Consider the following 21,315-nt stretch of genomic DNA (forward strand, 5'->3'; position numbering starts at 1 on the left):
CGCCCTTTTTGAACACGCACTAATTTCGTGAGCGGAGGAAGGTGAGGTGCACTTTCTTCGCTTATTGCAATGCGGTAGGAACAAGTAGGTCGAAGCGAGTAGTTCTTTTTATAAATTGGAATTTACTACCTAAAGAGTGTTAAAATGATCATATGCATATCAAGCAATAGCTTAAATTGAAATCGGTTACAGTGGTAAGGAGGCTTTTCTCATGACCGTCCATCCTGGACTGAACTGGACGACGAGGCAGATTGCAGAGGCATTGGAGCAGGGAACCTCGGAAGCTTTAGTAAGCGTTTCCGATTGGAAAGGCCAGATTGCGAATACACTGGATGATCAGGAATACCGTGATTTTTGGAAGGACATCGAGATGTATGCGTTAAGGGCAAGCCGTGAGCCTTTGCCTGAATTATCGTTTACCCTTTTGCGCCAATTCAGGGATACTGGGGAACGAAAGGCGTATGAAGCGGCTTATTTTGAACGTCGTGGGCGAATAGTTGCGCTTAGTGTATTAACGGCTACGTCGAAGACTTCTACATACGTATCTCTGCTGGAAGATCTGATCTGGAGTGTGTGTAATGAACACACCTGGTGCCTCTCTGCCCACATACCATCTGGAGAAGAAGCGACTGCTTACACATGGATTGATCTGTTTGCAGCAGAGACGGCTCAGATGCTTGCAGAGATCATGGTCATGCTGGGTGGCATCATCGATGAGCGAGTAGAGCGCCGGGTTCGCTCTGAGATGGAACGCCGGATTTTTACGCCGCTATACCGCGAGGATCGAACGTACGGCTGGGAACGTGCAGAACACAATTGGTCGGCCGTATGTAGCGGTGGCTGTGGGGTGGCTGCACTCCTTCTGCTGGAGGATCAATCGCTTCGGGTTAAAGCTGTAGAACATACCTTGCAAGCAATGGATGCCTTTCTGATTGGATACGGCGAGGATGGCGGGTGTGCAGAGGGCATCGGTTATTGGGTATATGGGTTTGGCTTCTATACGTATTATGCGGAGATGTTACGAATCTTCAGTGCAGGTACACTCGATATGTTATCTGAATCTAAGACGAGAGCCATTGCGTTATTTCCCCAGAATATTCATATGTCTGCAGGCACATTTGTTAATTATTCAGACAGTCATGAACGGGAGGTTATTCCGTCAGGCTTGTTATCGAGGTTAGCTGAGCGAGCGCAAGGGGAAGTCAACTGGCGGTTGTCCATCCCTCTTTTGACAGATGATCCATGTAGGCGCTGGGCACATGTCGCACGTAATCTGTTATGGACGGATAGGGCTGTACTTAATGGTCATCGTGATCAGGCTGGGCAGCCCCCGTCTCAGACATTTATCGTTCTGGAGGATTTATCATGGATCATGGGCAAAGCTCAACTGATACGTGCCGAAGAGATGGCAGGGATTGAGGTTGCTTACTCGGTGAAAGGTGGGCATAACGATGAACCCCATAATCACAATGATCTGGGACATTTTATTCTTCATGCAGCGGGTGACAACATACTCTGTGATCCAGGTGCAGGTGCGTATACTCAGGCTTATTTCAGTCCTGGACGGGAGAGTATTCTCCAGATAGGTTCTCAGGGACATAATGTGCCGATCATTGAAGGAACGGTGCAACAATCTGGAAAAGAAGCTGAAGCAAGGTTGCTTGAAATGAAGCATGCATCTCCACATAGTGTAGCCGTCACCTTCGACCTCACGTCAGCCTATGGGAATGCACCTACATTGGCTCGATATACAAGACAATTTAATTGGAGTTGTCCTCCTTCGGCTCAAGAGGCTGAGCTGTTGGTAGAGGATCATTTTACATGGAAGTCTGCTTATGATTCTGATCGGACAGATATAGATTTAGATGATGTGGTACGAGCAAGTGAGCTGAATCTGTCTGCTGAAGCAAGAATAAATGGAAATCCAAATGTAAATACAAATGTGACTGGAAAGGCAAGTGTGAGTGCAAGTGGAGATGAGGGCGCCAATGAAGATGTAAATTCAAATGCTAGTAATAGCGCTTATGCTTGTGTATACAAAAACGTGATTCAGCGCTTAGTCAGCCATGTTGAACCTGTGTTCCATGATGGTGTGGTTCAATGGAAGACCGATAAAGCCGTGGTGAGCATGACCTATGAATCGGAACACAGCCCAGACCGTTGGGTTGCTCGACTTGAAGTGGTGGATACGGTTGATCATGATCATCTTCCCTTGAGGCTATATGTTACCGAGCTTGTATTGGAACGTACACCGAATCAGGGTATGGAAACCACAGATCCTTCTGTGCAGGAGACCTGGTGCAGAATGAAGTTCATCACTCGGCCTAGAGTGTAGAGGGAGTAGGTTGGGCATTGTTGCTCTTATCGCTATGGAGCGCATGTGAACATGGAAGCGTTGGGTGTGCACCTATTGTAGCAGCCCTATTCATAGACCACAAAGATTGATTAGAGGAGGATACAACGTATGACAGAAACGGCTAATTGGGTAGAAGAAGCATGGCGGCAGGGTGCAGCAAAAGTACTTCGCAACGCAGAGCGGATTAAAGATACCTTTCCACATATTGCTCCGCAAGGCAGATATGATCAGAATGATCCGGAGTGGTGGACGGCTGGCTTCTGGCCGGGACTACTCTGGCTGGTCCATGAAGCAGCGCCGAAAGCTGAGGCGGTTGCCTCCTTGGCGCGTATTGCTGAAAGCTGTGAGCGCCAATTGGAGGGTTGTCTTCGTGATCCGGACTCTGTCGATCACGATCTAGGGTTCATCTGGCTGCTTAGTGGCGTAGCCAACTACAGCCAGACCGGCAGCGCAGATGGCAAGCGGCGAGGTATGCTCGCCGCCAATCTACTTGCTGCCCGGTTCCACGTGCGCGGTGAATTCATCCGCGCCTGGAATTTCAGCTCGTCAACGATGGACACGCGAGGCGTAGCCATCATTGACAGCATGATGAACCTGCCGCTGCTCTACTGGGCGTCAGAGCAGAGCGGCGATCCGCGCTTCCGCTGGCTGGCGGAAGCACATGCGGACACCGTAGCGCGTGAATTCGTGCGCGAGGACGGGTCCATCTGCCACGTGGTGGAGTTCGATCCACACACGGGGCAGAAGCTGCGGGAGCATGGCGGCCAAGGCCATGCTCCGGGTTCCGCCTGGGCGCGGGGCACCGCCTGGGCGCTGCACGGGTTTGCGCTGTCATTCCGGCATACGGGCGAAGCCCGCTATCTGGAGACAGCGGAAGGCGCGGCCGATTTCTTCCTCGCCATGCTTGGCGAAGAGATCGTGCCGATGTGGGATTTCCGCGCACCTGGGGAGCATCAGGTGGCGTGGGACTCGTCCGCTGCGGCCATTGCCGCGAGTGGACTGCTCGAGCTCGCGAAGCTGTCGCCACGCGGAGCGGAATACGCTGCGGCAGGTGAGCGCATCGCTCGTGGCTTGTACGAGCGGTATAGCTCAGGTGAGTCAGCAGCTGAGGAAGGTCTAATTATGCAGGGAACGGTGCATTATCCAGAGGGACGGGGCATTAATGTCCCGATTATCTATGGTGATTATTTCTATATGGAAGCACTGGCGAAGCTGCAAGGACGTCCCGGGTTCTTTTAATTCCTTTTAAACAGCCTTCTGCAATTATTCATGAATTATGATAACTAACTTAATCTATAAGTAGAAAACACAGTGGTTGAGTGTGCAAAGTAGAATTTTTGTGGAATCCATAAAAATTCTTACATGAGCACTTCTCGCCACTGTGTTGTTTGTTTATGCCGCAAATATAGAGAACATAGAAGGTTGCTTAGCTTTCAACGGAGTAGCATGCATAGTAATATCCTTCCGTTCATTTCATATTGGTTCAAATTCAGTTTGTAAATTATCGAGATACTAGGTTAACTTTTGAAGGATTCACGGTGTGCGCTCATGCGCGTCTCTATGTTACAGGCTACGTCTCAAAATAACAAAATCCGCTGAAGATTGATCTGGATAACGCTGTGGGATGATCTCCTGTACTTTGAATTCCGGATAATCGTACAGATAATGGAACAGATTGCGATCTTGGATCGTATCAACACCTGGATTTCCTGTCTCTTTCAGCCGGGTGTAGAGGACAACCCACTCTCCAGAGGCATGCAGGATATCATGCAGCGTATTCCGAAAATCCTGTTCATCTGTAATGTGGTAGAGCACATCGAGACAGATGGTCAGATCCGCCTGAAGAAAACCTCGGTTAATCCACAGACCAGGTGTATATAACATGAAGCTTTTGGATGTATCGCTCGCAAACTTAGAAGCACATAAACGAACGGACGATGCTGCTACGTCCATGCCGAGATAGGTACCATAGTTCATGTATTGCAGCTGATTACCGTCCCCACATCCGAACTCAATTACGCTGGTGATGCCTTCTCGCTGAATAAGCTCATTCACGACCTCAGCCTTAAATTCAGCCAGTACCCCGTAAGAGCCTCTCCCTGACGTTTCTCCGGAGCGATACGTTTGCTCCCAATATTCAATGTAGTCGAAAGACTTCGTCATCGTTGTCCCCCAATCATCCATCAATTTCAATTGCCGCTATAATAGCGTATGCGGGAACTTATCCTATATGATCTTGAGTGCTTTTTGCAGCAGAATAAGAATTAATTTCCACTAATTTTCCTGAAAGTCTAAACATCTGGAAAGAACCTGCCGACATTAAACGTAAGGAAAAAAATGATTACAATCGGGGGGAAATGATGTTAAAGCCAAGATTGACCAAGTATATGGTGATGATGCTGGTACTGGTACTGAGTATTTCCAACGTAGGCCTGGCCGCTGCGGCAGATAAAGAACTATCCAAAATTGTATTGTCTAAAAATGAGTTGTCGCTCGAAGTGGGTGATTCGACTTCAGTGACGGCTACAGGGGTATATAGCGATAATACATCGCAGAGTGTGACGATCAGCTCGGATTGGAGCAGTAGTGACAGTTCAATCGCAACAGCGAATAACGGTACGATCAGTGCCAAAGCTGAGGGTGATGCAACCGTAACCGTGTCCTATCAGGGCAAACAACAAACGATTCATGTCAATGTGACGAAAAAGGTTAAAGCGCTATCCAAGGATGTACAGACACTGGATCTGCGAATCGGAGCTTCGAAGAAGATCAATCTAACAGCAACATACAGTGACAACTCGGTAGAGGAAGCAGCAGCGAAAATTGCAGAGTGGTCCTCTAGTGATGACAAAGTAGCGACTGTAGTGAATGGTGAGGTTACCGGCCAAAGTGCAGGTACAGCCGTGATCACAGGTAAGGTTGGTAAACAAAGCGTAACGGTAGATGTTAACGTTGAAGTGGTTAAACGTGTAGATGTGAATAAGAAACAGATCAATCTGTTATTGAATGGTCAAGATGATGTAGAGCTGACGGCAACATATCCAGATGGTTCAACAAAAGTTGTGACTGAGCTTGCAGAGTGGACTACGAGCAACGAGAAGGTAGCAGATGCAATTAAAGGTAAAATTAAAGGTTACGCTGCTGGTTCAGCCAAAATCACAGCAACTTACGGTACGAAGTCCGTAACGATTGATGTTGATGTTGATCTGACGAGCAAACTGAGCGCAAGTAAACAAAGCGTGTTCTTGCGTGTCGATAGCACAAACCCGGAGAGCAATAGTACAGCAGACATTGTACTAACGGCTTCATATCCAGATAGTGCGGATAAGCCGGTCACAGATCTTGCTACATGGACATCCAGCAATGAGAAGGTAGCTACTGTATTCAAAGGCAAAATTACGGCTGTGGGCAGTGGATCAACTACGATCAAAGCGACACACAGTGGTAAAACGGTAGAGATTGCAGTGGATGTAGATACAGCGAGATACCTCGATATCGATGGTGTTGAGGACAAGGTTGCGATGAGCCTTGCGGATAATACCAAAACCAAGAATCTTGTCGTAAAAGCAGAATATATCGACGGAAGTAAAGAAACCGTAACGTCTAAAGCAACATGGACTTCCAATAATGCAGATGTCGTCTATGTATCTAACGGCGAACTGATCGCATACAAATCCGGTACAGCGACCATTACCGTTGCTTATGGAGGCAAAACCGTTAAATTCACGGTCAATGTTGATGTAGCGGACAAGTATGAGATGGAGAAGAAAAAGGCTTCCGTCGCAGTAGGTGGCACGTTTGCTGCTAAAGTTTTCGCCGTGTTCGGTGAAATCTCCAAGGATGTATCTGAGGATGCAACATGGAGCAGCAGCAGTGAAAAAATTGCTGAAGTTGACAGCAAAGGTAATGTAACGGGGGTAGCAACGGGTAAAGCGACCATTACAGCCAAAATCGAAGGAAAAACATTGACGTTGCCAGTAGAAGTTGGCATGGCTAGCGATCTGGAAGCAGATGAGAACTTCGTAGTATTGTCTGCCAAAGAAACAAAACAAATCGAGCTGACTGCTACGGATGAGGATGGATTGACGAAAGACGTATCCTCTGAAGCCACTTGGAAATCAAGCAATGCACGTGTGGCTGATGTGAAAAAAGGCGTTATCACAGCGAACAGCAGTGGTAAAGCAAACATCACAGCAGAGTACGGTTCCAAGAAAATCACCATTCAGGTTGAGGTTGACGTAATCTCACGGATCGAAGCATCCGTGCCAGCACTTTCTCTGAAATCAGGAGACACTGAAAACCTGACCGTTACCGTCCTATTGAGTGATGGTAGCGAACGTGATGTAACGGATAAAGCAGAATGGAAAACAAATAACTACAAGGTTGCACAGGTGAGCAAAGGCGCTGTAAAAGCCATCGGTTCAGGTAAAGCTAAAATTACAGCGAAGTATGGTAGTAAATCGGTTACGATTGCGGTGGATGTGGATACGTTGAAATATCTGCAAACTGACAAAGTTACGCTGACGATGAAGCCAGGTGACAAAGCGACCGTAATCGCAACAGCAACATTTGCAGATGGTAGCGAAGCAGACGTATCCAAGCCAGCGCTATGGAAGTCTTCTCGTATTGCAACTGCATCGGTGAAGGACGGCGTTATTCAAGCGAATGGTAAGGGTAAAGCAACCATTACGGTCACCTATGCTGGCGTGAAAACAAAAGTGACGATCGTTGTTGAAGCGAAGTAAACTCTTCTTAAAACCGAGGTAAATAAAAGTAGGCATGTTGTGTGAAGTACTAGCTGCAACATACTAAGATAACAAAAGAAAAACGGTGATACCTGTTCTTGTGAGCGGGTATCACCGTTTTTTTATTGTGCTAATGTTTATTAAAATATTATAACGAGCAATTCTTCTTCACAAGTGAGCAGTTGAATTACATGAAATGAGGCAGAACGAATGCGCCATAAGCAAAAGCAATGACAATCAGAATAGCAGGGTGAAGCTTGGTTTTAGTCATGACCCACAGCGAGATTCCAGCAATAATCAGGGTTTGCCAGATGCCGATCGACTCGGTGGAGACTTGGCCGAACTCCCATGTGAGCAGAATCATGAGGACGGCAATGACGGGCTGTACTAACAACGTCATACCTTTGACTTTTGGAGAGGTACGGTATTTGTTAAGCAAGCGCAGCAGTAGAATTAATGCGACGGCCGAAGGCACAATCGTAGCGAAGCTGGCAATGAATGCACCAAACCAGCCAGCAACCTGATAACCGACAAAGGCAGCAATTTTCGTGGCGATTGGCCCTGGGAGGGCATTACTAATAGCAAGTACATCACCGAATTGCTCTGTCGTTAACCACTTGTAATGATTCACAATCTCTTCTTGCATAAGCGGAATGGAAGCTGGACCGCCCCCGTATCCTAATATATTGGCTACAAAAAATCCCCAAAATAACTCCCACCATGTCTGTAGCATCGTCTAGGACACCCCCTTATCGGCGTTGTCCTTCGACTTGAAGCGCTGAACCACATCAAAGTGGAAGAAACCATAGACGAGAAAGACAGCGATGACGATACCAGGGTGAATGTCTAGTAACAACAAGAGCACAAACGCAATGACCCCAAATAGGAGGGCAAAGGTTTTGCCGAGTCCTTTCCATGCCTTCATGGCGAACTCATAAGCCATCATGCCGAGCATGACAAAAATGACTGGGCGTACGGCTGCCACCATGCCTGCGACCACTTTGGATTCTCGTAGCGCGTACATCGAGCCGAGCAGTGCAATAATGGCAATACTTGTCGGCAATATATGGGCTAGCACTGCTACAATCGCGCCCAAGAGACCTTTGGTTTTATAACCTAAGTATGCAATCATTTTGGTCGCAATTGGACCCGGGAGAGCATTCGCGATAGCTAGAATCTCCCCGAACTCCTCATCACTAACCCATTTATAACGTGTAACGGCTTCATAACGAATCAAGGGAATTACCGAAGGACCGCCGCCATATCCCAAAATTCCGGTTCGCACCATTCCTGTGACGAGACCGCTGTAAACTTTCCAACTCATGCTGTTATCCTCCTACAGTCTCATGCCCATCCGGCTTTTATAACGTTTTAACAATAGTTGTGACTCTACTTTGACGATTCCAGGCATCTTATAGAGTTTCTCTAGTAGAAACTGTTCCATCTCCTCCATGTCGGCAAAAATACCATGCATGTGCAGGGTACTTGGGCCTGTCATATGGTATAGGCTGGTTACGGCTGGTTCTTCATCGAGTTTCTCCGCTACCTCGTCCAGAAAAGGAGGTTCTACGTCGACATTGAAAAAAGCTGAGACCTGCAGTCCAACCTTGCTGGGGTTGATGACAACCGTGAATCGTTCAATAACGCCTTTTTCGGATAGTGCATTAATCCGTGCCTGTACGGCTACGCGAGATAACCCAATCTGTTGTCCCAGATCGGTATAGGACATCCGGCTATTGTGATGCAGAGCAGCCAATATTTTGCGATCTATGTCATCCAGATTGTGCATTTGGGGGATTTCTCCACCCTTAGAAGAGCGTTTCTCTGCCATGATTGACCATCCTTTTCTATCACTAATTACAGTTAGAACATGAAATGAGCATTTATACATTTTGTACGTAGCACTCTTAATTTTAATGACGAAACGTAATTCGAGTCAATATATTTATAATAAATAAGGATTATACCTGATAATTCACTTTCACTTTGTAAAATTGGCCAAGTTTACCTTCTATATAGAGTGAAAGCTACCTCAAAAATAGAAAAAAAGACTGCCCAAGGAACGCTCCTTGGCAGTCTACAATGTGTACTTTAGTATATTCGTAGCTACACAATAGCTCTATACGATCGACGTGCGCTCTGCAAGCATAGTATTCGCTAGTTATGCTGATCACGCATGATTATGATTCGCCAGTCGTGCTCGAATGTTAACGTTGTATCTACCTCAGCGCAGCATCTACTTCAAATGCACTATTGCAATCCAAATCAGTCGTTTATACTCGATTTACTTCGTTGATGTCCTTGGCAGAACGAGGGTGACGGTTGTCCCTTCACCTGGCTCTGAAGATACCCTAAGTGTTCCGCCAGCTCCGCGCGCACGTTCTTCCATGCTGAACATCCCAACACCGTTACCCACCTTCGTTCCATTGAAGCCGACGCCCTGATCTTCTATGATGACCACGGTTGCATCCTCAGCATCTTCTACGGTCACTTGTGCTTCGGATACATCCGCGTACTTCGCAATGTTGGTTAACGCTTCTTGGATGATCCGGTACATCGCAATCTCACGATTCATCTCCAGTCGTCTGCGTAGATTGCACTCCAGCTTAACTTCGATACCATAGTGCCGATTGTAATTCTCTATGTAGGTGCGAATCGCAGGTACAACCCCGAGATCATCCAATACAGAAGGTCTGAGCTCCCAAGCCATACCACGAACATCCTCCATAATTCCGGTCACTTGTTTCCGCAGGGATTCGACGCCGGGATGTGGCTGATCTGCGAGCAGGCGATCCATCTGGATGACGAGAGAGAATAGACTCTGACCGATTCCATCATGCAGCTCGCGCGAGATCCGTCGCCGTTCCTCTTCCTGAATGTTCATGACCTGAGACATCATCGTCTGCAGCTCACCCTCTACTCGTTTAAGCTTGGTCACTTCACTTCGTACAGCTAAATATTGATAGGGCTGTCCGTCGTTATCGAGAAATGGCACGATGGTGGTGTTCACCCAATAATAGTTGCCGTCTTTGGCACGGTTACGTATCTCGCCATGCCATACCCTGCCGGAGGATATCGTATCCCACAGGTTCTTCATGAATGTTTTGCCATGATATCCTGAGTTGATAATCCGATGATCCTGACCTATCAGCTCACTCCGATCATATTTCGAAATCTCGCAGAATTTATCGTTTACATATTGGATTTTCCCTTTACGATCGGTGAGCGCCACGATGGAGGATTCGTCGAGAGCAAACTTCAGGTCGCTGAGTTGATGCAATGAACCTTTCAGTCTGCTACGAAATTGGTCATCGGTGATATGCTCATCCAGCTCAAGAAGTAACTGCAGAACAGGCTGGTCGGCAAGTCCGCTGAGTCTGTTTTCATGTTCGCTATTCAAAGTTCAGCAACCCCTTTTTCATCGCAAACTTCACGAGTTCCGGCCGGGTACGGAGCCCGAGCTTCTCCATAAGATTGCTTTTGTGGGATTCTACAGTTTTGACACTAATGACGAGATGCTCGGCAATTTCCTTGTTGGCGTACCCTTTGGCGATCCATGACAAAATTTCCTTCTCTCGCTCGGAGAGCGTGTCATATGGGCCGGCATTCTCTTGTTTTGCTTTATCGAGATACTCACTCATCAGTCGTTTCGTTGCACTGGGATACAGATATGCACTGCCTTCTGCAACGGAGCGAATGGCGGCGAGCAATTCTTCATGTGGGGCACTCTTGAGGATATATCCAGAGGCTCCAGCATGGATAGCACGGAATAAATATTCTTCATCATCATGCATCGTCAGTATGAGAATGGCGATGTCTGGCATTAATTTTTTTAATTCAGCAGTGGCTGTTAAACCGTCCTTGCCTGGCGGCATGCTAAAATCCATTAAGACCACATTGGGCTTCAGTTGCTGGGCTTTGGCAATAGCTTCATCCCCGTCCGCTGCATCTCCAACGATCCGAATATCACTTTTTCCGTCTAACAAGGCAATAAGCCCGGAACGTACGACCACATGGTCATCAACGACCAATAGTTGAATCACATCATTTTCCCCCTGTCCGCATGCATATGTCTATCTCTATCATACCAAAAAAGAAAGCCACCCAGAGAAGGAATCTCAGAATGGCTGGATATCTATACAAGAACAAATAAAGGCCTTGCTCAACCTTAACAGGCGAAACAAGCCTTTGTAAGTAAAGTCTATTGCACAGGTTATCCACGAATGAGAGGTTCTAGGTCACGTGCCAGTTGCTTAACTTCGTGGATCATATCCTCTGAAAATGTACAGGACATTCGGTTACCTACGAGCAGCACCGCTTCAGGCAAGCTGCCTGACTGGAAGACAGGTACCGCAATAGCACATACGAGCCGTTCAGCAAGCATAAGCGGACACCTCCCAGGTGTATGCTCTGAACTAGATTGTGCATCTGACAGCGTAGTTCGCCCAGTTCGCAGCGCCGTGCCGACGAGGTCTTGTCCGGGACGCATTTCCATGCGCTGTACACGTTCGTTGCTGGCACCGGACGTATATTTCCAGCGGAGCAGCGTACCAGACAAACAGGCGAGACCGCAAAAATCGCTGGAGGTGTTAAGGCGCAAGCGGTCAATCATCTCCTGAATGCCAGATGGATGTTCATCATGCATGAGAGACACTTCCTTTTAGGGTCATACCGTAGAATCCGGTCGAATGAGCTAACGTTAATTAAATAGAATGAGTCATCATAATCATATGAAGATGTATATGTGTTCTTACGTTCATTTCTATTGTAGACCTTTTCCTTCTCCGTGTAATTCAGGGAAAACCCCTATTTGTTTTCTGGATTTTACTGATCATGCTTGTCCAAGTGCCCTCAGCCTAGACCTACTGCGGCATACAATGCAACTCAGGTTGTAGGTTTAGTGCCTAGTGTGACTTTTCTCACAGCAAATTCAGGGAATTTATCCGTAAGGTTCAGGTAATCCCCCGATAACCTTTATGGTCTTTTCGCGGTAAGATAGATGCATAAGGAAACACGAGGGGGACGATGAATTATGGGTACGGTATTTATAGAAAGAGCAACCCAAGCGACGGAACGAGAACAGACGGAGGGAAGCAAAATGACACAGAGGAATACTGGCGGAATTCTTTCGTTCGTAACGGCCGAACAATGGGCATCGATTGAAACCATGATGCAACCCAAACGGGTGAAGTCGGGGTATAGTCTCTTTCTAGAAGGCGATGAAGCCGGATACCTGTACTTCATTCGTTCGGGACGTGTGAAGCTGACAAAATCCACTGAGGATGGCAAAGAAATTATTTTGTCCATTCAACAAAAAGGCGATCTGATCGGGGAATTCGGTGGCATTGGTGGTCAGATGCACAGCTACAGTGCTGAGATGACGGATAAAGGGGAACTCGCGATTATCTCGCTGAGTGAACTGGAGAGTGTACTTAGTAAAGATGGCGATCTTGCGCTGAAATTCCTGCAATGGATGGCGCTCGCACAACGTATTACCCAGTCGCGTTTTCGTGATCTGCTACTCTATGGTAAAGCCGGTGCGCTGGCATCGACCCTTATCCGCGCGAGTAATTCTTACGGAAAGATGACGCCAGATGGCATCGTGCTGGAGATGAAGCTGAACCATACAGAGCTTGCAGAGATGATTGGTGCCACCCGTGAAAGTGTAACGCGGATGCTGGGTGCTTGGAAAGAGCAGGGCACGCTGGATACATTCGATGGCAAACTGATCATTCGTGACCTGGCTGCGTTACGGTGTATGTGTGGTTGTCCTACAGTTCCGAGCTGTCCAGCAGAGTTGTGCAGAATGTAATGCAGCACAAGTTAGAATAACTGTTTATCTTCATTGGCGATTGGGGTCGTTACGGAGAACGGTTGTTGTACGTAGAAAGAGGGTCAGCCTGCGGGCTGACCCTTTCTGCTATGACTTCGCCAGAATGGAGTATAGGAAGGAGTCATGATATTTCCCTTTGTAATACCAGTGTTCTCGCATCAGACCTTCGCGTTCCATGCCGATGTGCAGCATGACCTTCTCCGAAGAGCTATTCTCTGGACGACATTTGGCGAAGATGCGATGTATGCCAAGTGTATTGAAACCAAATTCCAATATCCCACGTGCGGCTTCCGTTGCATAACCTCGGCCTTGATAGCTCGGGTTCAACACATAGCCTAGTTCGGCATTGGTGTCCATGACATGAAGACCAATTCCGCCAATTAGTGTACCTTCTTGCTTCAGACATATGGCTAGTTCGTAGCCTTCTCGTGGCACTGCTTGTTGTAGCTCGATCACATAATTCACATAAGATTGGGTATCTTCTTCTGTATTCGGCCCCCATGCTGTATGTGTAGTAACCTCGGGTAGCGAAGTATATGTATGAATGTGCTCCCAATCTGACTCTACAATCTCACGAATAATTAATCGTTCTGTTTCTAGTTGCATCATGTCACCATCCTTAACTATTGTAAAATAACCGTGATTCCTTGGTGCTCTAAATTTTCAATAATCGCCTCATATAATGGTCTATTCCCTATTTCCACCTCGAAATCCTCTTCTCCTAAACGTTCGTTCTCTGCGCGTAGCCAGTCAATCTCCCGATGCCAGGCGTTATTATCCAGATATGATCTGGCGACTTGATGATTAGCCCACTTTAGGGTAAAAGGGGCGATTGCTCCGAATCCACCATAAGTGCAATCGATGAACGAGTTGAAATCCGATCCATAATAGCCGCCTGGTCCATTCATGGCTTCACCTAGTGCACAGAAAAAGGAAGCGTAACTAGTCATATATGTGCCGTCCATCTGAAATATCTTTGCCTGATCTTCGTTTATGTCGTTAGTTTTCTCAACGATTTCTGTTGTTATATTCATATTGTTATGGCTCTTCACCACACTGAGCCAGGCCCTTCTTCCATTCTCATCGTAGGTAGCCCACTGGTTAAGCTCAGAAGGGAGCGATGTTCTCCATTGATCCCATATCTGAAGTTCTTGTGCTGAGATCAGACGATGGATGGATACGTTCAACTTGAGATCTGAAGCCAGGGTAGGAAAACCGAGTTTATGATACTTTATTGTGTCATGAATGAAGAAACCATAGTAGCCTATCGTGTGGCCATCTTTATTCAACATTCCGACATAGGCATATCTTGATAGGGGTTCTTTTTTTTGCAAAATGTACTGTTGGAACTCATATGAAAATACGAAATGCTTCAATATAATCTGGTGGTAACTCTCTTGGGGGTTAATCAATGTACCATCTAGCCCGACGATATCTGTACAATGTCCTATGATCAGATCGGTTGAATCATCTAGAAGCACGAATGGAAAAGTCATGATCGTGTAACCTCCTTAACTGTTATGAATTAATTCTACACATACAGTTTGTCATGAGAAAGGCTTATACCCCAAGCGTACCACATTACTAAAAGACGCAAAAAAAGCCCATGACTAATTCTGTACGAATCGGTCAAGAGCTATTTTAAGTATCTCCGTTGCGTTCTAATCTATTGTGGCTGTTTACATTCCACTGCTGGATAAGCTGCCGTCAGCTTACGGATGATCTCCTTTTGCCATTTCACATCACCAATGTTCATTGCCAGGTTTAGAAGATCCAGATAATCATCAAGCTGCAGTGTCGTTTTTTGCAGAGTCGTATCCATTCGATGTTCGTTCCCCTTTATCTATATGATCGTTAATTCATGTACAGTAAACAGAAGAAAGACAAGTTCAAGAATGATAATCATTATCAAACGTATAATATCATTATGCATGGGTTGAAGGCAAAATGCAATGGCAAGTGCCTTGGTTTTTAGTTTTTTTGATGAAAATATGATCTACAACGCCCTTCGTATCCGTCCATTAACGAAAAAAAGCAACCAGAGATTCGGCTGCTGTTGCGATTTATTTATTGTACAGTTGTATTCCTTTTTGTTTAATGATGTGATTCTTGTCCAATGATTTTTTGGTAACTCGCGATATCCAATCTACGGCCAAATTTATAACCAATCTCTTTGAAATGGGCACATTTCTCGTACCCTAGACGCTCGAACAACCGGATGCTAAGCTCATTCTCTGTGCATATCGTTGCTACAAGTACATGGAAATTTAATGCTTTTGCTTGTAATTCAAGTGCCGATAAGGCTGTTGTACCGATTCCACTTCCAACATAGTTAGGATCTATGTAGATCGTTACTTCTGCAGTACTATCATAAGCCTGTTTGTTTTTGTGTTGAGTAAGCAACGCATAGCCTATGATCACATTCTGTTCTTCAATAACATAGGTTTGGTAGCGAGGGTGGCCATTCATTACATTGCTGCGCATCTCATCCAAAGTTAGTTCTTCCGTGTGAAAGGAAACGGTCGTATGGTTTACATAATAATTATAAATGGCCTGTAGTTGTGCCAAGTGTTGTTCTGAAACTTCTATTAGCTGCATCTCTCCGAACGCTCCTTCTATACCATGAATAGTCGCATCTTATCATAACGTAGAGAGTTCACAACGATAACTTTTTGGTCATTAAAATTTCCAAAGGCTCACCCTCAAGCAATAGGCCTCCCGCATCACGATAACCTAATTTTCGATACAGATGCTGAGCACCTTCATTGGCTAAAGTAGAGGTCATGACCAGTTCAAACCCGAGGTTCTTCATCTCATTTTCCCAGAAAAGAATGGCTTGCTTCCCGAATCCTCTGTTGCGATAGGGTTCATCAATCCAGATCATATTCATAAAAGGGGTATTGTCCCAGAAATAGCTGTGCCGCATCCAACCAATGAGTTGATCCTCATCATTTTGCAGCATATAAATCTCATTGCCTCTGATTTTTGGCAAAATAAAGCTGTCTACGATATGATGGTCATGTTCTCGAATATATTCATAGTGCGATTCTGTTGCTGCAATAATTTTCATTCTACGTCCTCCACGAGATCATGATTTAATGTAAATATTATACAATGGTTTATTTATAGGAGGAAGTAGGGATGTTGATATACATAGAATAAGGTGAATAGATTACCTATGTTACGGGAAACGTATAGAGTAATTATGCAGAAGACAAGGAAGAGGAGGCAGCGATCCATGAACCAGCGGCAAGCAGACTGTGACAGCTCATCAATGAGGCAAAAGTTAAAGGGAGATCTTCATCGTGTGGCGGAGCGCATGAACATAACATTATCCCGTTTTGACAATGATCATGCCTGCTTGCTGGGACAATTCGCTGAGATTCGAGCCGAGATCAAGCAGATCGAGGTGTTAGCCTCATCGTTTTACCTGGATTGTTATTTGTCTCCATTCACTGAAAAGTTTGCCGAGCTCTCAGCCAGCGTGCAGCATCTATCTGATCGAAGATACGGAGCACTCATTGTGATTGAACGTGAAACTCCACTGGATTCCGTCATTCACTCGGGAGTCGCTGTAGATGCGAGAATAACGCATGCCTTATTGGAGTCGATCTTTATACCTGGTGCGCCATTACATGATGGGGCTGTGTTAATTCGGGGCAACCAGATTGTGTCCGCAGGAAATGTATTACCATTGTCACAGGTTGAAGTACATGAGCGTAAAATGGGAACTCGCCACCGGGCAGCTCTGGGGCTTAGTGAACTTACCGACGCCGTGGTGCTAGTTGTTTCAGAGGAGACAGGGCAAGCATCCTTCGCAATAGGTGGAGATTTGCATCCGATTAACGTCATTGAAGTCCTCTCCTGACTTTCCCAACAACATTAGAGATCATAAATGATGCACACCTTTTTCCCTGTTCAAGGAGAGAAAGGTTTTTTAATGATAGGCAGATGCCTTACATCGTGATGTGATTTTGCACAAACTTCGTATTCATATGTACAATAGAGAGTGGTCAACAGACAGATCTATAGCGATTCAGGTCGCTAATTTGGTTAGAGGAGCGTTATAAATATGAATTGGTTTGAAGCAATGGAGCATCACGATTATGAGCAGTTGGTTCTGTGCCAAGATAAAGCCTCAGGGCTAAAAGCTATTATTGCAATACACGATACCACACTTGGACCTGCACTAGGCGGTACGCGGATGTGGACATATGCATCTGAAGATGCAGCCATGGAAGATGCCCTGCGGCTCGCAAGAGGGATGACATATAAGAATGCAATATCAGGTCTAAATCTGGGTGGTGGCAAAGCGGTCATTATCGGTGATCCAAGGCGTGATAAGAATGAAGCGATGTTTCGAGCATTCGGAAGGTATATTCAAGGGTTGAATGGACGTTATGTTACCGCAGAAGATGTGGGGACAACCGAGGAAGATATGAACCTTATCTACCAAGAGACCGATTATGTTACCGGCATTTCTCCAAGCTATGGTTCGTCAGGCAATCCATCTCCGGCAACGGCATGGGGCGTATATCGGGGGATCAAGGCAGCAGCTAAGGAAGCATTCGGCACGGATCTACTGGAAGGCAAAACGATTGCTGTCCAAGGTGTAGGGAATGTAGCGATGCACTTATGCCAATATCTGAACGAGGAAGGCGCACATCTGATTGTGACGGATATTCATAAGGATTCGGTAAAACAAGCCATAGACCGTTTCGACGCTAAGGCTGTCGACCCAGCAGACATCACCGGAGTAGAATGTGATATCTATGCCCCATGCGCATTAGGTGGGACAATTAATGATAATACCTTGAAACAGCTCAAGGCTAAAGTGGTGGCAGGCTGTGCCAATAATCAGTTACTTGAGCCAAAGCATGGTGACCAGTTGCATCAGATGGGCATTGTATACGCACCGGACTACGTCATTAATGCGGGTGGTGTGATCAACATTGCCGATGAATTAAATGGGTACAATGCGGAACGGGCATACAGTAAGGTGAGCCAGATATACAACACACTGGAGAGCATCTTTGCCTCGTCCCGTTCGGAAGGCATTCCGACATATGTGGCGGCAGATCGCCTCGCTGAGCGCCGAATTGAGATGATGAAGAACACACGCAGTACGTTTCTGCAAAATGGACACCACGCGTTAAGTTCCCGCAGATTGCGTGGATAATTCACGGTAAGTAACATGATAAGGCCTCATTAAACTGTCTAATATGCGGGAAACCCTCCTTCAAATGAACCAATGTGGAGGAGGGTGGTTCGTGCATATGGGCAGTTTTTTTATTTTCTTTTATGATAGATAATAGACATGCACATCAAATTCCCACTTCAATATACCGATAATGAATGTACATCGTTCAGATGGTTCATGAAAGTGGGGGAAATCGTAAATGGGGAAGAAGAAACAAGGCTTGTCTTATCGAATTAGAAATATCTCGCTGAAGGTTAAGTTACCGATCATGTTAAGTGTACTAGTGATCTTGGTGCTTATGGGAACAACCACAGCAACGTATTTTGTCTCATCCAAACTATTAGTGATGAAGAGTGAGGCAGAGATTAATGGCATGTCCGATCGCCTTGGGGAAGGGTTATGGACAGCCGTACAGCTTCAACAGCAGGTAAGTCACGCGATTTCTGTACATAATACGTTTAAAGAGATGCTGGAACTGCGTAATACCAACAGCATGACAGATGAAGAGTTTTTCTCGGATGCCAATCCGTATTTTAACAAAGCGAATACGATCTTGACGAACAGTGTATCGGATACAGAAGTAGCAAAGCCTAATCTGTATTTGTTAGACCAGAATGGGATTATGGTAGCTGCAACCCAGACCGAAGTCATTGGTCAGTCTCGAGATGATCGGGAGTATTTCCAGGAATCCATTAAGGGTGAATCATTTATCAGTGATGCGATTGTATCTAAGCAAAGCAAACAACTGGTGATCATTTTCTCAGAGCCGATCCAAGATGATGAAGGTAATACCATTGGTGTACTGGCGTTGGCCATGGATAGCAGCTTTTTCCTAGGACAACTGGGTAATATCCAAATTAATGGTGAAGGTAAGATTGAAGTGCTCAGTCGCAGCGGCACAATCATGTACGATTCAGTTGATGAGAGCTTGATTGGACAATCGCTTGCAGAAGATCAGAATGTGCAGGCACTTCTTCAAGAAAAGGCAACAGACGAAGTGAAAATAACGACAGCTACGATCGATAACACGTATTATCGTGTCAACCAGATTCCAGGCGCTGATCTTCTTGTTATTGTTATCGACAGCTATGAGGATATTAAGCGTCCGGTGCAGGATATGCTTCAGCAGATGTTATGGCTTACATTGCTTGCCATTGTGATAGCCATCGGAGTGGGTATGTTAATCTCTCGTAATATTACGAAACCAATTGTTAGACTTACAGGTTTGTTCAAACAGCTTGCTCAGGGGAATCTGACGGTGAAGGCAGAGGGCAGGTACAACAGTGAGTTCAAAGATCTGGCAGATAGCTTCAATAGTATGGCTGAACAGAACAAAAACCTTATTACCAATATGGGGCAATCTATCACTGTTCTACAAACGAGCACACAGGAACTGGAGGATACCTCCAAACAAACTGCTCGATCTGTGGATGAAACGTCTGCTACGCTAATGAGTATAGCGCAGGCTATGGAGGCTCAATCGGAGGATACGGAGCAGATTGCAGGTAAATTTAACAGCTTTGGCGATAAGGTAAACGCTATGAATAGCAGTGCACAGGATGTAAAGGCACACGCTGATGAAATTGAAAGTGTGTTCCACAATGGAAGCGAAGTCGTGAATGAACTGATGCGGATCAATGAGATGAATGAGCGGGAAGTGGAGAAAATCTCTGAGATTACGGTCAAGCTGCAGAACAGCTCAGGCAGTATTAGTCATATTACAGAGGCAATTAGTCAGATCGCCAAACAGACCAACCTGCTCGCATTGAATGCCTCCATTGAAGCATCTCGTGCTGGAGAGCATGGTAAAGGATTTGCGGTTGTGGCTGAGGAAATCCGCAATTTGGCAGAGCAGAGCTCCCGACAGTCGAAAGAAATTTCGAGCATTATTACCCAAAATCTAGCGGATGTAGCCGAGAACAATCAAAGTGTTGCGGAAATTCATACAATCTCGTCCAGGCAGGATGAACTTGTTATTCAGACTCGCCAGGCATTCGATGTGATTTTGGAGAAGGTAACGGAGATTAATCATCAGATCGCTTCAATGGCAGGACAGATGCAGGAGATGATACAGAACAAGGACGATGTGCTGGAGTCAGCGCATAGCCTGTCGGCATCAGGGGAGCAGGTATCTGCTTCGGTACAAGAAGTTACAGCGACAATGATGGAGCAATCAGCAACTGTACAGCAATTGGCGAATATGGTGGATACCATTGACCAGTTAACACGTAATTTGGCTGATGCTGCTGGCAAGTTCAAGGTTGAGTAAGTAGCGGAAGCAAGAATAATGCGTTAAAGAATAGCGTTAGGATACATGAATGAAATCAAAGAAGTCCCTTATGCCATTAAGGTTGGCAGATCAAGGGGCTTCTTTGGGTATATACATTAATAAATGGTATATAAATGGAATATTAAGCTAAAAAGTAGTATAATGTTTATATATAAAAATTGTAAATATGGGTGATTACGGTTATCTATACAGAAGGAGGTCTGAGATGAGACGACATTGGATGTGGCTGATGCTTACGGTTCTTATGACGAGTGTATTCATGATGGGATGTACGTCATCTACAACGACTGAACCGAGTACAGAGTCAACAAAAGAAGCGATAACAACACCTTCCGAAGTGGATAATGAGGTTCCAAAGGCTACGGATCAGGATGAGCAGGCTGCGCTGCAGACAGCAAAAGACTATAAGGCTACTGAATTTGAAGTGAATGAAAATGATGAGAAAAGCGCAACAACGATGGAGTCTGCCCTAGCCAGAGGAGAACTGATCAAGCCGTTCCTGACCGAGAAGTACTTCGAAAAACAGATGGCTGATCGCAATATCGTTTTGCCTCTTATGGTGGCTTATAAAGAGCAGGTGAAGCTGCGTAGTGAGAATATGAATTTTACGTTGAAGGAAAATAGGGGCGATTCTCTTCTCGTGTCATACACGCTAGATCTTATTTTCATAGATGATCAGGGTAAAGAAGTTCGCAACATACCGCTCGAAGGTGAGCTTACTTTCCTGTTTGAGAACAAGCAGTGGCTTATTGTAGACGATACCTACAACATCAGGGAACTTCAGGAATTAGTCTACGATTATGATAACTAATTGAGAAGAGATTGAGGAGATAAGGCGGGGGGCGATTCGGAGAATCGCCTTATTTATGTTGAACAAGAATGGCTTCGAAA

General features: G+C 45.7%; 20 protein-coding genes. 8 read left to right on the top strand and 12 right to left on the bottom strand.

Features of this window, described 5'->3' with window-relative positions; translation table 11 throughout:
* The first annotated feature begins 211 nt into the window (after positions 1-211).
* Positions 212-2,335, top strand: a complete 2,124-nt coding sequence (locus V6W81_RS01750; protein WP_338541354.1) for a heparinase II/III domain-containing protein — start codon at positions 212-214, stop codon at positions 2,333-2,335.
* Between the two features lie 129 nt (positions 2,336-2,464).
* Positions 2,465-3,595, top strand: coding sequence for a glycosyl hydrolase (locus V6W81_RS01755; RefSeq protein WP_338541355.1), 1,131 nt, complete (start codon positions 2,465-2,467; stop codon positions 3,593-3,595).
* A 324-nt stretch (positions 3,596-3,919) separates the two neighbouring features.
* Here V6W81_RS01755 and V6W81_RS01760 read toward each other — a convergent pair whose 3' ends face one another.
* The gene (locus V6W81_RS01760; RefSeq protein ID WP_338541356.1) at positions 3,920-4,519 is read right to left on the bottom strand and encodes a class I SAM-dependent methyltransferase; all 600 of its coding nucleotides are present in this window, start codon (positions 4,517-4,519) and stop codon (positions 3,920-3,922) included.
* Positions 4,520-4,713: 194 nt separating this feature from the next.
* Between V6W81_RS01760 and V6W81_RS01765 the strand changes: the two genes are divergently transcribed.
* The gene (locus tag V6W81_RS01765; RefSeq protein WP_338541357.1) at positions 4,714-7,101 is read left to right on the top strand and encodes an Ig-like domain-containing protein; all 2,388 of its coding nucleotides are present in this window, start codon (positions 4,714-4,716) and stop codon (positions 7,099-7,101) included.
* Positions 7,102-7,288: 187 nt separating this feature from the next.
* Here V6W81_RS01765 and V6W81_RS01770 read toward each other — a convergent pair whose 3' ends face one another.
* From V6W81_RS01770 to V6W81_RS01795, 6 genes are all read right to left on the bottom strand, one after another.
* Positions 7,289-7,834 (bottom strand): chromate transporter, encoded by a 546-nt coding sequence (locus V6W81_RS01770; RefSeq protein ID WP_145050025.1) that lies wholly within the window; start codon positions 7,832-7,834, stop codon positions 7,289-7,291.
* 3 nt (positions 7,835-7,837) lie between these two features.
* Entirely contained in the window at positions 7,838-8,425 is a 588-nt protein-coding gene (locus tag V6W81_RS01775) for a chromate transporter (RefSeq protein ID WP_145050027.1), read from the bottom strand.
* A 12-nt stretch (positions 8,426-8,437) separates the two neighbouring features.
* Entirely contained in the window at positions 8,438-8,932 is a 495-nt protein-coding gene (locus V6W81_RS01780; RefSeq protein WP_056703659.1) for an Lrp/AsnC family transcriptional regulator, read from the bottom strand.
* Positions 8,933-9,385: 453 nt separating this feature from the next.
* On the bottom strand, positions 9,386-10,501 hold the full coding sequence (locus V6W81_RS01785) for a PAS domain-containing sensor histidine kinase (RefSeq protein ID WP_338541358.1): 1,116 nt from the start codon (positions 10,499-10,501) through the stop codon (positions 9,386-9,388).
* Positions 10,494-11,144 carry a response regulator gene (locus V6W81_RS01790; protein ID WP_056703663.1) on the bottom strand — a complete coding sequence of 217 codons (651 nt, stop codon included), beginning with the start codon at positions 11,142-11,144 and terminating at the stop codon, positions 10,494-10,496. The genes V6W81_RS01785 and V6W81_RS01790 overlap by 8 nt, the downstream gene beginning before the upstream one ends.
* Positions 11,145-11,314: 170 nt before the next feature.
* Entirely contained in the window at positions 11,315-11,746 is a 432-nt protein-coding gene (locus V6W81_RS01795; RefSeq protein ID WP_310141429.1) for a GAF domain-containing protein, read from the bottom strand.
* A 387-nt stretch (positions 11,747-12,133) separates the two neighbouring features.
* Between V6W81_RS01795 and V6W81_RS01800 the strand changes: the two genes are divergently transcribed.
* A complete protein-coding gene (locus V6W81_RS01800; RefSeq protein WP_145050033.1) occupies positions 12,134-12,913 on the top strand; it encodes a Crp/Fnr family transcriptional regulator in 780 nt (259 codons plus the stop codon).
* A 108-nt stretch (positions 12,914-13,021) separates the two neighbouring features.
* Here V6W81_RS01800 and V6W81_RS01805 read toward each other — a convergent pair whose 3' ends face one another.
* From V6W81_RS01805 to V6W81_RS01825, 5 genes are all read right to left on the bottom strand, one after another.
* The gene (locus V6W81_RS01805) at positions 13,022-13,540 is read right to left on the bottom strand and encodes a GNAT family N-acetyltransferase (RefSeq protein ID WP_338543914.1); all 519 of its coding nucleotides are present in this window, start codon (positions 13,538-13,540) and stop codon (positions 13,022-13,024) included.
* Positions 13,541-13,557: 17 nt separating this feature from the next.
* Entirely contained in the window at positions 13,558-14,430 is an 873-nt protein-coding gene (locus V6W81_RS01810) for a barstar family protein (protein ID WP_338541359.1), read from the bottom strand.
* Between the two features lie 170 nt (positions 14,431-14,600).
* Positions 14,601-14,756 carry a hypothetical protein gene (locus V6W81_RS01815; RefSeq protein ID WP_338541360.1) on the bottom strand — a complete coding sequence of 52 codons (156 nt, stop codon included), beginning with the start codon at positions 14,754-14,756 and terminating at the stop codon, positions 14,601-14,603.
* A gap of 272 nt (positions 14,757-15,028) precedes the next feature.
* The gene (locus V6W81_RS01820; RefSeq protein WP_338541361.1) at positions 15,029-15,532 is read right to left on the bottom strand and encodes a GNAT family N-acetyltransferase; all 504 of its coding nucleotides are present in this window, start codon (positions 15,530-15,532) and stop codon (positions 15,029-15,031) included.
* 58 nt (positions 15,533-15,590) lie between these two features.
* Positions 15,591-16,004, bottom strand: a complete 414-nt coding sequence (locus tag V6W81_RS01825; RefSeq protein ID WP_338541362.1) for a GNAT family N-acetyltransferase — start codon at positions 16,002-16,004, stop codon at positions 15,591-15,593.
* Positions 16,005-16,172: 168 nt separating this feature from the next.
* Between V6W81_RS01825 and cdaS the strand changes: the two genes are divergently transcribed.
* From cdaS to V6W81_RS01845, 4 genes are all read left to right on the top strand, one after another.
* Positions 16,173-16,802, top strand: a complete 630-nt coding sequence (cdaS, locus tag V6W81_RS01830; RefSeq protein ID WP_145050041.1) for a sporulation-specific diadenylate cyclase CdaS — start codon at positions 16,173-16,175, stop codon at positions 16,800-16,802.
* A 204-nt stretch (positions 16,803-17,006) separates the two neighbouring features.
* The gene (locus V6W81_RS01835; RefSeq protein ID WP_338541363.1) at positions 17,007-18,113 is read left to right on the top strand and encodes a Glu/Leu/Phe/Val family dehydrogenase; all 1,107 of its coding nucleotides are present in this window, start codon (positions 17,007-17,009) and stop codon (positions 18,111-18,113) included.
* A 220-nt stretch (positions 18,114-18,333) separates the two neighbouring features.
* Positions 18,334-20,403, top strand: a complete 2,070-nt coding sequence (locus V6W81_RS01840) for a methyl-accepting chemotaxis protein (protein WP_145050045.1) — start codon at positions 18,334-18,336, stop codon at positions 20,401-20,403.
* 226 nt (positions 20,404-20,629) lie between these two features.
* On the top strand, positions 20,630-21,235 hold the full coding sequence (locus V6W81_RS01845) for a hypothetical protein (RefSeq protein ID WP_338541364.1): 606 nt from the start codon (positions 20,630-20,632) through the stop codon (positions 21,233-21,235).
* Positions 21,236-21,315 lie beyond the last annotated feature (80 nt).

The sequence above is a fragment of the Paenibacillus tundrae genome, from assembly GCF_036884255.1.
GTDB lineage: Bacteria > Bacillota > Bacilli > Paenibacillales > Paenibacillaceae > Paenibacillus.